Source organism: Nonomuraea sp. NPDC049625, assembly GCF_040675285.1.
Lineage (GTDB): Bacteria > Actinomycetota > Actinomycetes > Streptosporangiales > Streptosporangiaceae > Nonomuraea > Nonomuraea angiospora_A.
The window spans coordinates 77,100-90,486 of sequence record NZ_JBFAOQ010000023.1; the positions used below are offsets into that span (position 1 = coordinate 77,100).

The following is a 13,387-nucleotide window of genomic DNA, read 5'->3' on the forward strand; positions in this document are numbered from 1 at the left end:
GGGAAAAGCAGGTGGAGCGCCTGGCCAATTTTTCGCCAGAGTCCTTTTATATGGCATCTGACCTGGCCATACAGCGCGAAGCAACGATGCGGAACGGTACTCGCCGCAGGCACCGAGGATGCAGCTCCGTATGCGATTTGAGCACCGTGCAGAACATCTGTCCAGGCCCTTGCCGGACGCTTTTCGAGCACTTACTGTCCAGGTGATCAAATCACCATGAAGGAGGCCTGGTTGCGCCGATTAACGTCCACGGTCGCCGCCGCGGCGACGCCGCTCCCTCTGTTGCTCGTCGTCATCATGGCCTTGGCGGCCACGGCGGTCGCGAGCGTACCGGCTCGCGCCGCGCCGGTGGACGAACGGACCACGGCGGCGCCGCCGCCGTCGATAGAGCCGGGGTTACGCGCGCGGGCCGCCGCCGCCGGCAAGATCAGAGTGAACGTCGTCACCAGAACGCGGGCCGATCTGCCCGACGCCGCGAGCGCCGGCCAGGTGCTGCAGTCGTTGTCCCGGTTCCCTATGGTGACCTTGCGTGTCGACGCCGCGGCGCTGGACCGGCTGGCCGCCCGGCCGGGCGTCGTGAGCGTGTCGGAGGACCGGCCGGTGCCGCCGGTGCTGGCCGAGAGCGTCCCGTTGATCGGCGGCGATCGCACCCGGGCCGCGGGCCTGACCGGCGCGGGCAGCGCGGTGGCCGTCCTGGACACCGGAGTCGCGACCGGCCACCCCTTCCTGAGCGGACGGGTGCTCGACGAGGCCTGCCTCTCCCCCATCGACGCCGACTACGGCGCCACCAGCCTGTGCCCCGACGGCACCGCCCAGCAGGAGGGGCCCGGGGCGGCCGACGCCGAACAGGGGCCCTGCGCGGACCCCGCCCTCGACTGTGATCACGGCACGCACGTGGCCGGCATCGCCGCCGGCGACGGCAAGGGCGTGACCGGAGCACCACCGGCCGGTGTCGCACCCGGAGCCGACCTGGTCGCCATTCAGGTGTTCAGCAAGTTCACGTCGGAGGACTTCTGCGGCGCGGGCGCCGCGCCGTGCGTGCTGAGCTTCACCAGCGCCCAGGTGGCGGGCCTGGAGAAGGTCCTGGAGCTGAAGGAGGCCGGTACGCCGCTGGTGGCCGCCAACCTGAGTCTGGGCGGCGGCCGGTACACCGCGACGTGTGACACCGATCCGCGCAAGCCGGCCATCGACGGCCTCCTGGCGGCCGGGGTGGCGACGGTGGTGGCGGCCGGGAACAACGGGTACGGCGACGCGGTGAGCGCACCGGCCTGCGTGTCCTCCGCCATCACGGTGGGCAGCACCACCGACGACGACACCGTGTCCACTTTCAGCAACCGCGGCCCCTCCTGGACCTCTTCGCCCCCGGGACCTCGATCATCTCCTCCGTGCCCGGGGACAAGTGGGCGCCGCTGAGCGGCACCTCGATGGCCGCTCCCCACGTGAGCGGCGCGCTGGCCGTGCTCCGCCAGGCCTTCCCCCAGTCGAGCATCGCGGAGCTGGAATCGGCCATGAAGACCACGGGCAAGGCCATCACCTACACCGGCGCCACCACTCCGCGGCTCCGGCTGGACAGCGCCGCCCTCCCCCAGAACCCGACCCCCACGCCCACCCCCACTCCGCCGGACGATCCGAAGGGCGTCTGGCCGCCGTACTTCGCGAACCTGGACGACCACGCCATTCCCGATCGGGGCAGCGTGGACTCTCCGATCGACGTGAGCGGCATCCTCGACAAGGGGCCGGTCCAGCTGCACGTCTGGGTCTCCGTCCAGCACCCCTGGGTGGGTGATCTGAAGCTCGAACTGGTCAGCCCGGACCGGAAGGTGTTCCCGCTGCGGGAGCCGTCCCCGGACGGCAGCGACTCCATCGACGAGACGTACGACGTGGACACCAGTTCCGTGACCACGCCGAACGGCACCTGGAAGCTCCGCGCCACGGACGCCTACTCCCCCGACGCCGGCTTCATCGACGGCTGGTCGATGGACTTCCCCTTCTTCGAGAACTGGGACGACCACAACATCCCGGACAAGGGCGTCGTCACCTCGCCCATCACGGTGACGGGCTGGCTCCCGGGCAACGCGCCCTCGAAGGCGACGGTCTACGCGGAGGTCCACCACACCTGGGTGGGCGATCTGAAGATCGACCTGATCAGCCCGAACGGCAAGGTGTACAAGCTCCGTATACCAAGCCCCCAGGACAACGGCGACGTGATCTGGGAGACCTATCCGGTGGACGGCAGCGCCTCACCGGCGAACGGGACGTGGACGTTACGCGTCGAGGACGTCACCGCGGGCGACACGGGTTACCTGGACGGCTGGTGGATCAAGTTCTGAGCCGCTGATCCACAGGGGCCTGCCTGTGACGGCCGAGCGGGAAGCCCGGCTGTCACAGGCGGGCCGAGCGCGGATGACCGGCTCATCGCCGGTTCACCGTGACGCCGGTTTCGAGGTCGTGGGCGCCGTCCGGAGACCGCGGTGGCGGGCCACCTCGACGCCGTTCACCCACACCGTGGCGTAGCGAAGGGCACGGGCACCCTTCGAGAATGTGACCTGAATCACACAGCCTACCGATTCACAATCATGTAACCGATTACATACGCTCGTGTAACCGATTACATGGAGGTCAGGTGGCTCGAATCAAAGATGTCGCCGCGCAGGCGGGCGTCTCCGTCGCGACGGTCTCCCGGGTGCTCAACGACAACCCCTCCGTCACCGAGGAGACGCGCAACCGGGTCCACGACGCGATGGCCGCGCTCAACTACCGGCCCAACGCCGTCGCCCGGTCGCTGCGCACCGAAGCCACCAGGACGCTCGGGCTGATCATCGGCGACATCCTCAACCCGTTCTTCGCCGAGCTGGCGCGGGCCGTGGAGGACGAGGCCCGCGCGGCCGGCTACACCGTGATCATCGGCAACGCCGACGAGCGCGCCGACCAGCAGGACCACTACGTGCGCACCCTGCTCGAACGGCGGGTCGACGGGCTGCTGATCTGCCCCACCGCCGAGGTGACGCCCCTGGTGGAGGAGGTCAGCCGGGGAGAGCGCCCGCTGGTCTTCCTGGACCGGACGCTCAGCGGCATCGAGGTGCCGTCGGTACGGGCCGACGGCAGCACCGCCATCGCCGAGCTGGTCGCCCACCTGCGCGCCCTCGGGCACCGGCGGATCGCGTTCGTGTCCGGGCCGAGCACCCTGTCCACCGGCCGCGAGCGGACCGAGGCCTTCCTGCGGGCGGCGGCCGAGCACGGCCTGGAGATCCCCCAGGAGTACGTGCGCGTCGGCGACTTCCGCGCCGGCAGCGGCCAGCGGATCACCTCCGAGCTGCTCGACCTGCCCGAGCCGCCGCGGGCGATCTTCCTGGGCGACAACCTCATGGCACTCGGCGCGCTCGACGCGATCAGCGAACGCGGCCTGGAGATCCCCCGCGACGTCGCGCTGGCCTCGTTCGACGACGTGCCGTGGTTCAACCACGTCCATCCCCGCATCACCGCGATCAGCCAGCCCACCGCCGAGCTGGGGCGGCGCGCGGTCCGGGTGATCCTCGACGTGCTGAGCGGCCGGGCCGCCGAGTCGGTGGTGCTGCCCGCCAGGCTCGTGGCGCGCGAGTCCTGCGGAGAGACCGGCACGAGGAAGGAGGGCGGCTCGTGAGCCAGGCACGGGAGATCCTGCGCGTCGAGGGGCTCGGCAAGAGATTCCCCGGCGTGGTGGCGCTCGACGGCGTCGACTTCGACCTGCGCGCAGGCGAGGTACACGTCCTGCTCGGCGAGAACGGCGCCGGCAAGAGCACGCTCATCAAGATGCTGTCCGGCGCCTACCAGCCCGACAGCGGCCGCATCCTCGTCGACGGCGAACCGGTCGACATCCGCAACGCCTCCGACGCCCAGCGGCTCGGCATCGCCACGATCTACCAGGAGTTCAACCTGGTCCCGCAGCTGACCGTGGGCGAGAACCTCGCCCTGGGCCGGCCGCCCCGCCGCTTCGGGTTCGTCGACACGCGCCGCATGCACGAGCAGGCCCGCGGCATGCTCGACCTGGTCGGTGTCGGCGTCGACCCGCGCACCCGCGTCGCCGACCTGGGCATCGCGCAGATGCAGATGGTCGAGATCGCCAAGGCGCTCGCGCTGAACGCCCGCGTCCTCATCATGGACGAGCCCACCGCCGTGCTCACCACCACCGAGGTGCGGCGCCTGTTCGACCTGGTCGGGCAGCTTCGCGAGCGGGGCGTCGCGATCGTGTTCATCACCCACCACCTGGAGGAGATCGCCCAGATCGGCGACCGGGTGACCGTGCTGCGCGACGGCCGCTCGGTGGCCCAGGTGCCGGCCGGCACGCCCGAGGAGGAGCTGATCCGGCTCATGGTGGGCCGGCCCATCGACCAGCAGTACCCGCGCGAGGCGAGTGCGGCCGGCGAGCCGCTGCTGCAGGTGCGCGACCTGAGCCGGGCCGGCGCGTTCTCCGGCGTGTCCTTCGAGGTGCGGGCCGGCGAGGTCGTCGGCCTGGCCGGGCTGGTCGGCGCGGGCCGCACCGAGGTGGCCCGGGCGGTGTTCGGCGCCGACGCCCCCGACTCGGGCGAGGTGCTGGTACGCGGCCGGCGGCTGCCCGGCGGCGACGTGCGCGCCGCCATGGAGGCCGGGCTCGGCCTGGTCCCCGAGGACCGCAAGGGCCAGGGACTCGTCCTGGGCGCCGACATCGCCGAGAACCTGGGCCTGGTCACCCTGCGCGGCGCCAGCCACGGCGGATTCGTCGACCGGGCCGGGCAGCGCCAGGCCGCCGCGCGGGTGGCCGACCAGCTCGGCGTGCGGATGAGCCACCTCGGCCAGGAGGTGCGCACCCTGTCGGGCGGGAACCAGCAGAAGATCGTGATCGGCAAGTGGCTGCTCGCCGACGCCAACGTGCTCATTCTCGACGAGCCGACGCGCGGCATCGACGTCGGCGCCAAGGTCGAGATCTACCAGTTGATCAATTCGCTCACCGCCTCCGGCCACGCGGTCCTCATGATCTCCAGCGATCTGCCCGAGATCCTCGGGATGAGCGACCGCATCCTCGTCATGGCCAGAGGCAGGCTCGTCGGCGAGCTGGAGGCCGCCGACGCGAACCAGGACTCCGTGATGGCGCTGGCCGTCACCGAGGTGGAGGATGCTCGTGTCCACTAACGTGCTGGCCGTACGGCCGACGGCCAGGAACCTGCTGGCCGAGAACGGCTCGGTCGCGGCGCTCGTCGTGCTCGTCGTGGCCCTGTCGTTGCTGTCCGGCGACTTCCTGACCGTGACGAACCTGCTGAACGTGGGCGTCCAGGCGGCGGTCACCGCGATCCTCGCCTTCGGCTCGACGTTCGTCATCATCACCAGCGGGATCGACCTGTCCGTCGGCGCCGTGGCCGCCCTGTCGGCGATCGTGCTGGCCTGGACGGCCGCCGACAGCGGGCTGCCCTGGCCGCTGGCCACGCTCGTCGCGCTCGCCGTCGGCATCGGATGCGGGCTGGTCAACGCCGCGCTCATCGCGTACGGCAAGCTGCCGCCGTTCATCGCCACGCTCGCCATGCTGGGCGTGGCGCGCGGCCTGGCCCTGGTGGTCTCCCAGGGCAGCCCCATCGAGATGCCGGAGGCGGTCTCCCACCTCGGCGACACCGTCGGGGGCTACCTGCCGGTGCCCGTGCTGGTGATGGCGCTCATGGGCGTGATCGCCGCCGTCGTGCTCAACCGCACGTACGCGGGCCGGGCGATGTACGCCATCGGCGGCAACGAGGAGGCAGCCCGGCTGTCCGGCATCGCCGTCAGCCGGCAGAAGCTCGTCACCTATGCCCTGTCCGGCGCGTTCGCCGCGGTGGCCGGCATCGTCCTGGCCAGCCGGCTCGCCTCGGCGCAGCCGCAGGCCGCCTCCGGCTACGAGCTGGACGCGATCGCCGCCGTGGTCATCGGCGGGGCGAGCCTGTCGGGCGGCAAGGGCAGGGCGCTCGGCACGCTGGTCGGCGCGCTCATCCTGGCCGTCCTGCGCAACGGGCTGAACCTGCTGTCGGTGTCGGCCTTCTGGCAGCAGGTCGTCATCGGCGTCGTGATCGCCCTGGCCGTCCTGCTCGACACCCTGCGCCGCCGAAGCGGCCGCTGACATCCCGCAAACCCAGTAAGAAAAAGTGAGGTACCACCCATGCGCATCCACGCCCTCGTAGCGGCGGGCGCCGCCCTGACCCTCGGTCTGACCGCCTGCGGCTCGTCCGGCACGTCCTCCGCCGGCTCGGCGGGAGCCGCCTCCGGCGGCGACGTCAAGATCGGCATGTCGATCTCCACCCTGAACAACCCCTACTTCGTGCAGCTGCGCGCCGGCGCCGAGGCCGAGGCCAAGAAGCTGGGCGTCACGCTGACCGTCACCGACGCGCAGAACGACGCCTCCCAGCAGGTCAACCAGGTGCAGAACTTCACCAGCCAGAGCATGAAGGCGATCATCATCAACCCGGTCGACTCCGACGCCGCCGCGCCGGCGGTCAAGATAGCGGAACGTTCCAACGTTCCGGTGATCGCCGTGGACCGTGGCGTCAACGGGGGCAAGGTCGCCCAGACCGTCGCCTCCGACAACGTGGCCGGCGGCAAGCTGGCCGCGGAGCGGCTCGCCAAGGAGATCGGCGAGAAGGGCGAGGTCGTCGTCCTCCAGGGCGTGCCCGGCACCTCCGCCTCGCGCGACCGCGGCCAGGGCTTCGCCGAGGGCATCAAGGCGTTCCCCGGCATCAAGGTCGTCGCCCAGCAGCCGGCCGACTTCGACCGCGCCAAGGGCCTGGACGTCATGACGAACCTGCTGCAGTCGCACTCCGGCGTCACCGGCGTGTTCGCGGAGAACGACGAGATGGCGCTCGGCGCGATCAAGGCGCTCGGCGCCAAGGCCGGCAAGGACGTCAAGGTGGTCGGCTTCGACGGCACCCCCGACGGGCTGAAGGCCATCGAGGCCGGCACGCTGGCGGCCAGCATCGCCCAGCAGCCGGCCCTGCTCGGCCAGCAGTCCGTCCAGAACGCGGTCAAGGCCGTCAAGAGCGAGCAGCTGGAGGCCACCGCCAACGTGCCGGTGAAGGTCGCCGCCAAGGACAACCTGTCCGAGTTCACCGGCGCATGAGCTCCTTGGGCGAACACGACGTCGTGGTCGTAGGGTCGGCCAACGCCGACCTGGTCGTCCAGGTCGACCGGCATCCCGCACCCGGCGAGACCGTGCTCGGCTCGGAGCTGGCCGTCCATCCCGGAGGCAAGGGCGCCAACCAGGCCGTGGCCGCCGCCCGGCTCGGCGCTCGGGTGGCGCTGCTCGGCCGGGTCGGCGCCGACGGGCACGGGCGGCTGCTGCGCGAGTCGCTGGAACGCGACGGCGTGAACCTCGGCCACCTGCACGACACGGCGGCCGCCAGCGGCATCGCCATGATCGCCGTCGGGCCGCAGGGTGACAACAGCATCATCGTCGCCCCCGGCGCCAACGCCCGGCTCACCGAGGGTGACGTGCTGGACGCTGCGCCGCTGCTGCGCTCGGCCCCGGTCGTGTCCCTGCAGCTGGAGATCCCGCTGCCGGCGGTGCTCGCCGCGGCCCGGCTGGCCCGGCGCGCGGTGCTCAACCTGTCGCCGGCCGTCCCGGTGCCGGACGAGCTGCTGGCGCTGTGCGATCCGCTGGTCGTCAACGAGCACGAGGCGGCCCTGCTGCTCGGCGCGTCCGGCGCGCCGGACCGGCAGGCCAGGGAGCTGCTGGCGCGCGGCCCCCGCTCGGTCGTCATCACGCTGGGCGCCGACGGGGCCGTGGTGGCCGACATGGTGGCCGAGGACGGCGCCGTGCACGCGGTGCCCAGTCCCCGCGTGGAGGCCGTGGACACCACCGGGGCCGGTGACGCGTTCACCGGGGCGCTGGCCTGGCGGCTGGCCGCGGGCGAGCCGCTGGCGCGGGCCGCGGCGTTCGCCGCCAGGGTGGGCGCAGCGGCCGTGCGCCGAGCGGGGGCGCAGGATTCGTACCCGACGATGGCGGAGGTGGAGGACCTGTGAAGCGCGGCGGCGTCATCAACGCGGCCCTGGCGGGTGCCCTGGCGCGGCTCGGGCACACCGACGAGCTGCTCATCTGCGACAGCGGCATGCCGCTGCCGGCGGGGGCGGAGGTGGTGGACCTGGCATTCGTGGCGGGCATCCCGTCGTTCGCCGACGTGCTCGACGGCATCCTCGCCGAGATCGTCGTCGAGGGCGCCACGGCGGCCGAGGAGGTCCGGGCGGCCAATCCCGCCTGCGCCGCGCTGCTCGGCGAGCGGCTGCCGGGGCTGGCGTACGTGCCGCACGAACGGCTCAAGCAGCTCTCCGCCGCCAGCAGGCTGGTGGTGCGCACCGGGGAGGCGCACCCGTACGCCAACGTCATCCTGCGCTGCGGCGTGGCCTTCTGAGCGGCCCCGCCCACCCTCAGGCGACGCGGTAAGCCTGGGCGGTGCCGGTGCGCAGGGTCAGGCCGTGGCCGGGGGTGCCGGTGTGCGGGCGGGCCAGGCCGCCGGTGGGGTCCGCGGCGCCGTCGAACAGGGTGGACTCGATGCGCTGGTGGTCGTGGAACCACTCGATGTGGCGCAGGTTGACGGTGGCGGCCGCGGCCGGGAGGTGCAGGTTGGGCGCGCAGTGGGCGGAGACCTGCAGGTGGTGCCCGGCGGCGATGGCGGTGGCGGCGAACCAGCCGGTGTAGCCGCCGCAGCGGGTGGCGTCGACCTGGAGGCAGTCGACGGCCCGGGCCTGGCACATGCGGTTGAAGTAGGGCGGGTCGCAGCCGTACTCCCCGGCGGTCACGTCGGCGGCGCAGTGCTCGCGGACCAGCCGCAGCCCGGCCAGGTCGTCGGAGGAGACCGGCTCCTCGAACCAGGTCACCTCGTGCTCGCGCATCCGCTCGGCCACGCGGACGGCCTGCTTGGCGCCGTAGCCGCCGTTGGCGTCGACGTACAGCTCGGCCCGCTCGCCGATGACGCGGCGGGCCAGCGCCACGCGGCGCAGGTCGCGCTCGGGGCACGTCCCGGAGGACTCGCCGATCTTGATCTTCACCCGGCCGATGCCCTGGTCGTGCACCCAGCCGGCGAGCTGGGCCGTGGTGGCGGCGTCGTCATACGTCGTGAAGCCGCCCGAGCCGTACAGCGGGACCTCCTCGCGCGCCGCGCCGAACAGGCGCGCGAGCGGGACGCCGAGCAGCCGCGCCTTCAGATCCCACAGCGCGACGTCCACCGCGGAGAGCGCGTATCCGGCGACGCCGGGCCGGGCGGCGTTGCGTACCTGCCGGTTCATGGCGGCCGACAGGGCGGGGATGCCGAGCGCGTCGGACCCGATGATCGTCTCGGTCAGCAGCTCCGTGACGAGGGACGCCGTGGCGGCGGGGGCATAGGTCCAGCCCGTGCCGGTCGTGTCGCCGGCCGTCACCGTGACGACCACCAGCGTGGTCGCCCGCCAGGCCAGGGTGCCGTCGCCTTCGGGCTGATCGGTCGGTATCCGGTACGCGCTCGCCGCGACCTGCTCGATGGTGCTCACCCCGTCCAGCCCTACCCCGCACGTCCCCGCCAAACGCGCGCCGCGAATTTCCCGGCCCATTGCTGAATAGTTCAGCGGGGCGTAAACAATTCGCCCGGTAATTACCGGCAGCGCTCCATCGGACCGGCGCCCGAGTTTATTGCCACGACACAACGGACAGCCATCTCTCATGTTCTGGGGGAAACGACGCGAACGGCCGTCGCGGCCATGATGTTCGCCCGAGCCGCGAATCTGTGGCGACGGCATGATTGTGCCTCTTCTCGTGACAGGGCCGGGGCGGTGTGCGTCGACGACGCGTACCGGCACTGCGAGCAGATCATGCGCGGTCAGGCCCGTAACTTCTCGTTCGGCCTGCGACTGCTGCCCGCCCCCAAGCGCCGCGCGCTGAGCGCCGTCTACGCGCTGGCCCGCAGGATCGACGACATCGCCGACGGCGACGGCCCCGCCGGACGGCGGCTGGCCCGCCTGTCCGCGATCCGCGGGATGCTCGACGGGACCGCTCCCGCGCGGCACGACCTCGTGCTGGTGGCGCTGTTCGAGGCCGCCCGCCGCTATCCGATCCCGCTCGCGGCGTTCTCGGACCTCGTCGACGGCTGCGCCGCAGACGTGCGCGGGAGCACGTACGAGACGTTCGACGACCTGGTCGGCTACTGCCGCTGCGTCGCCGGCTCGATCGGGCGGCTCTCGCTTGGCGTGTTCGGCGCGGACGACATGGAGACGGCCACGCCGCTCGCGGACGCGCTCGGCGTGGCCCTGCAGATCACCAACATCCTGCGCGACCTGCGGGAGGACCGCATGGCCAAGCGGGTCTACCTGCCCGCCCACGACCTCGAACGGTTCGGCTGCACCCTGGACGTCGACGCGTACGGCCGGTTCAGCGACCCGCCGGAGCGCCTGGCCGCGCTCGTCAGGTTCGAGGCGGACCGGGCGCGCGACTGGTTCGCCACCGGGATGCGCCTGCTGCCCATGCTGGACGCGCGCAGCGCCGCCTGCACGGCGACCATGGCCGGCATCTACCGGTGCCTGCTCGACCGCATCGCCGCCGATCCCGCCCGGGCGCTGGCCTCCCGGATGTCGCTGACGACGAGGGAGAAGTCCATGGTCGCGGTACGTGCCCTCGCGAGGCGTGAGAGTTGATCGTTGCCGCGCTGCTGGCGGTGCTCGCCGCGGTGTGCAACGCCGCCACGTCGGTCCTGCAGCGGCGAGCGGCGCGACCGCTGCCTCAGGAGCTGGGACTGCGGTTCGGCCTGATCCGGGCGCTGATCGGCAACCCGCTGTGGCGGTGGGGGATCGTGGCGATGATCGGGGGCTTCCTCTTCCAGGCGGCGGCGCTGTCGAAGGGAGGCATCGCGCTGGTCCAGCCGGCCCTGGTGATCGAGCTCCCGTTCACCATGATCATCATGTCCTGGGCGTTCGGCACGGTTCTGGACGGGAAATCGTGGCTGGCGATCGGCGCGCTGTCGGCCGGCCTCGCGATGTTCCTCGCCGCGGCGGTCCCCGGCCCGGGGCGGTGGTCACCGGACACGGCCGAATGGATCATCGCCGCCGCCGCGACCTCGGCCACGATCGCCGCGCTGGTGACGGTGGGGGCCATGACCAGGGGGCCCATCCGGGCCGCCACGCTGGGCGTGGCCGCGGGCATCGGCTTCGCCTTCACGGCCACGCTCATCAAGAAGTGCACGATGATCCTGGCGGACGACCCCCGCGCGCTGCCGGTCTCCTGGCCCCTGTACGCGATGCTGGCCGCGGGCCTGTGCAGCCTGTTCCTCCTGCAGAACGCCCTGCACAGCGGCACCCTCGTCGTCGCCCAGCCGGCGTTGACCATCAGCGACCCCTTGGCGGGCATCCTGTACGGCGCGCTGATGTACGGGGAGCCGATCCGCGCCGGGCCGTGGCTGGTGATGGAGGCGGCGGGCGCCGGGCTCCTGGTCTACGGGGTCATCGTGCTGACCCGTTCGCCGCTCATCCAGGATCAGAGCGCGGCCCCCTCGGCGCGGAAATGAGGCCCGCCTGGACCGGCATCGAGGAGAACAGCGCGGACGCCCGGTCCACCTGGCGCTTGCGCGATCGCGGGTCCTCGAGCAGGTCCAGCGCCGCCAGCAGCTCCGACGCGGTGCCCGTGTGGAGGCTCACCCCGGCCCCGGCCATCGCCCGCGCGCCGGCGACGCCGTGGCCGCCGATGGGCCGGTGGATGACGACCGGCAGCCCGGCGGCGAAGGCCTCGTGGCAGGTCAGGCCGGAGCCGTTGTCGACCAGGGCGTACGCGGCCGCCATGAGCTCCGGCACGTCGTCGCGCCACCCCAGCGCCGGGCCCAGCCCGGCGGCCCGCAGGCGGCGCCGCAGCTCGGCGTTGCTCCCGCACAGGACGATCGGCGTGTACCGTCCCGACCTCGCCAGGGTGCGCGCGGTCGCGACGACCTCCCCGACGCCCCACGAACCGGTTGACACCAGCACGAGCCGGTCGCCGGGGTCCACGCCGACGCGACCGGCCACTCCCCCGGGATCGACCACCGCCCGCGCGAACTCCGGGCGCACGACCGGGGCGCAGCAGAGCGCCGGGCGGCCGCTCCGGGCGGCGATCTCCCCGATGATGTCGGGATTCGGGCACAGATACCGGTCGTTGCCGGGGTGCAGCCACAGCCGGTGCACCGTGAACTCGACGATCAGCACCGTGCTCGGGCAGGGCAGCCCGCCGCGCTCGCGCAGCAGCCCCGCGATCTGGGCCCCCAGGTGGAAGGTCGAGACGACCTCGTCGGGCGAGCGGGCGGCGACGAGGCGGCGCAGGGCGGGCAGGGCGAGCACCGTGAGCGGCGAGGTGCCCGCGGCCCGTTTGCCGACGAAGAAGACCTGGTAGATGACGTCATAGAGCCAGGGGGCGCGCAGGATCATCCAGCGGTATCCGCGGCGCAGCGCCGATCCCAGCCGGAGCGGGAGCAGCTGGAGGACATCGATGATCTCTGAATCGGCATTCTCGGCCGCGAGCCGGGCGGCCAGCTCGGCGGCGACCCGGTCATGGGCGCTGCCCATCGGCGCGCTGAGAATGAGGACCAGCCTGGACATCTCATGTCCCCCGATCGGCCGCGCCGCGCTGCCGCTCGGGCTCGCCTGCCTGGCGCTGCTGCACGCGGGTCCCGCCGTCACCTGGCTGCCGCCGGTCCGCCGGCGGATGCCCTCCGTCGCCGGCGTCGGCGACCCCGGCCATGTGGCGCTCACCTTCGACGACGGGCCCCATCCCGGCTCGACCCCGCGCTTCCTGGACGAGCTGGGGCGGCTCGGCTGCCACGCGACCTTCTTCGTCCTCGGCGAGCTGCTCGAACGCCACCAGTGGCTGGGCCGCCGCATCGTGGCCGAGGGTCACGAGCTGGCCGTGCACGGCTGGCGGCACGGCAACCCCTTGCTCGCCCCGCCGGGCCGGCTGACGGCCGAGATCGGCCGGACCGCCGACCTGGTGCGGGCGGTCGGCGGCGTGCGCGCGACGTGGTACCGCCCGCCCTACGGCGCGCTCAGCCTGGAGGCGCTGGTCTCCGCCCGCCTGCACGGGCTGCGCCCCGTGTTGTGGACCGTCTGGGGCCGGGACTGGGAGGCGGCGGCCACGCCCGGCTCGGTGCTGGCCACCGTGGCGGCCGGGCTGCGCGGCGGGGCGACCGTCCTGCTCCATGACTCCGACCACGCCTCCGTTCCTGGGTCCTGGCGACCGGCGCTCGACGCCCTCCCCGCGCTCGTGGAGCGCTGCAGGGACATGGGCCTGCGCGTGGGCCCGCTGCGCGAGCACGGCGTCGCGTTTCCATAACGGCCACTCCCCCTTTTCCATGGAATTCAAACGGCGTTTTCCCGGCCCGGCCCGCGAGTAAATTCCGCGCAAATCGCCGGGCAATGGAATGCCGTCATGTTTGCG

The 13,387-nt window shown here is 72.5% G+C and carries 12 protein-coding genes and 1 pseudogene; 11 read left to right on the top strand and 2 right to left on the bottom strand.

What is annotated here, in order from left to right; translation table 11 throughout:
• Positions 1-516: 516 nt before the first annotated feature.
• From AB0J87_RS56080 to rbsD, 8 genes and pseudogenes are all read left to right on the top strand, one after another.
• A pseudogene (locus AB0J87_RS56080) lies at positions 517-1,463 on the top strand (S8 family serine peptidase); the annotation flags it as partial.
• A gap of 45 nt (positions 1,464-1,508) precedes the next feature.
• Positions 1,509-2,330, top strand: coding sequence for a proprotein convertase P-domain-containing protein (locus AB0J87_RS56085; protein WP_363982869.1), 822 nt, complete (start codon positions 1,509-1,511; stop codon positions 2,328-2,330).
• Positions 2,331-2,623: 293 nt separating this feature from the next.
• The gene (locus AB0J87_RS56090) at positions 2,624-3,640 is read left to right on the top strand and encodes a LacI family DNA-binding transcriptional regulator (RefSeq protein WP_363982621.1); all 1,017 of its coding nucleotides are present in this window, start codon (positions 2,624-2,626) and stop codon (positions 3,638-3,640) included.
• Positions 3,637-5,145, top strand: coding sequence for a sugar ABC transporter ATP-binding protein (locus AB0J87_RS56095; RefSeq protein WP_363982624.1), 1,509 nt, complete (start codon positions 3,637-3,639; stop codon positions 5,143-5,145). Before AB0J87_RS56090 ends, AB0J87_RS56095 begins: the two co-directional genes overlap by 4 nt.
• Positions 5,129-6,097, top strand: a complete 969-nt coding sequence (locus tag AB0J87_RS56100) for an ABC transporter permease (RefSeq protein ID WP_363982627.1) — start codon at positions 5,129-5,131, stop codon at positions 6,095-6,097. Before AB0J87_RS56095 ends, AB0J87_RS56100 begins: the two co-directional genes overlap by 17 nt.
• A 39-nt stretch (positions 6,098-6,136) precedes the next feature.
• Positions 6,137-7,090: a D-ribose ABC transporter substrate-binding protein gene (locus AB0J87_RS56105; protein WP_363982630.1), complete on the top strand. Its 954-nt coding sequence runs from the start codon at positions 6,137-6,139 to the stop codon at positions 7,088-7,090.
• Positions 7,087-7,992, top strand: a complete 906-nt coding sequence (locus AB0J87_RS56110; protein ID WP_363982633.1) for a ribokinase — start codon at positions 7,087-7,089, stop codon at positions 7,990-7,992. Before AB0J87_RS56105 ends, AB0J87_RS56110 begins: the two co-directional genes overlap by 4 nt.
• On the top strand, positions 7,989-8,378 hold the full coding sequence (rbsD, locus tag AB0J87_RS56115; protein WP_350732963.1) for a D-ribose pyranase: 390 nt from the start codon (positions 7,989-7,991) through the stop codon (positions 8,376-8,378). Before AB0J87_RS56110 ends, rbsD begins: the two co-directional genes overlap by 4 nt.
• Positions 8,379-8,394: 16 nt before the next feature.
• Here the strand turns inward: rbsD and AB0J87_RS56120 are convergent, their stop codons facing one another.
• The gene (locus AB0J87_RS56120; protein ID WP_363982637.1) at positions 8,395-9,492 is read right to left on the bottom strand and encodes an enolase C-terminal domain-like protein; all 1,098 of its coding nucleotides are present in this window, start codon (positions 9,490-9,492) and stop codon (positions 8,395-8,397) included.
• A 279-nt stretch (positions 9,493-9,771) separates the two neighbouring features.
• Here AB0J87_RS56120 and AB0J87_RS56125 point away from each other — a divergent pair, with 279 nt between their 5' ends.
• Positions 9,772-10,629: a squalene/phytoene synthase family protein gene (locus AB0J87_RS56125; RefSeq protein WP_363982640.1), complete on the top strand. Its 858-nt coding sequence runs from the start codon at positions 9,772-9,774 to the stop codon at positions 10,627-10,629.
• Complete coding sequence (locus AB0J87_RS56130) at positions 10,626-11,495, top strand: DMT family transporter (protein WP_363982643.1); 870 nt, start codon at positions 10,626-10,628, stop codon at positions 11,493-11,495. Before AB0J87_RS56125 ends, AB0J87_RS56130 begins: the two co-directional genes overlap by 4 nt.
• Here AB0J87_RS56130 and AB0J87_RS56135 read toward each other — a convergent pair.
• The gene (locus AB0J87_RS56135; protein ID WP_363982646.1) at positions 11,455-12,552 is read right to left on the bottom strand and encodes a hypothetical protein; all 1,098 of its coding nucleotides are present in this window, start codon (positions 12,550-12,552) and stop codon (positions 11,455-11,457) included. The genes AB0J87_RS56130 and AB0J87_RS56135 overlap by 41 nt on opposite strands.
• On the opposite strand from AB0J87_RS56135, the gene AB0J87_RS56140 reads away from it, so the two are divergent.
• The gene (locus tag AB0J87_RS56140; protein ID WP_350732972.1) at positions 12,533-13,282 is read left to right on the top strand and encodes a polysaccharide deacetylase family protein; all 750 of its coding nucleotides are present in this window, start codon (positions 12,533-12,535) and stop codon (positions 13,280-13,282) included. The two genes, AB0J87_RS56135 and AB0J87_RS56140, sit on opposite strands and share 20 nt — an antisense overlap.
• Positions 13,283-13,387: the final 105 nt, after the last annotated feature.

What these genes read in the sequence shown, in the direction of transcription:
- AB0J87_RS56085 (WP_363982869.1), top strand. Translation starts at nt 1,509, where the DNA reads ATGAAGACCACGGGCAAGGCCATCACCTACACCGGCGCCACCACTCCG.
- AB0J87_RS56140 (WP_350732972.1), top strand. Translation starts at nt 12,533, where the DNA reads ATGAGGACCAGCCTGGACATCTCATGTCCCCCGATCGGCCGCGCCGCG.
- AB0J87_RS56135 (WP_363982646.1), bottom strand. Translation starts at nt 12,552, where the DNA reads ATGTCCAGGCTGGTCCTCATTCTCAGCGCGCCGATGGGCAGCGCCCAT.
- AB0J87_RS56100 (WP_363982627.1), top strand. Translation starts at nt 5,129, where the DNA reads ATGCTCGTGTCCACTAACGTGCTGGCCGTACGGCCGACGGCCAGGAAC.
- AB0J87_RS56110 (WP_363982633.1), top strand. Translation starts at nt 7,087, where the DNA reads ATGAGCTCCTTGGGCGAACACGACGTCGTGGTCGTAGGGTCGGCCAAC.
- AB0J87_RS56105 (WP_363982630.1), top strand. Translation starts at nt 6,137, where the DNA reads ATGCGCATCCACGCCCTCGTAGCGGCGGGCGCCGCCCTGACCCTCGGT.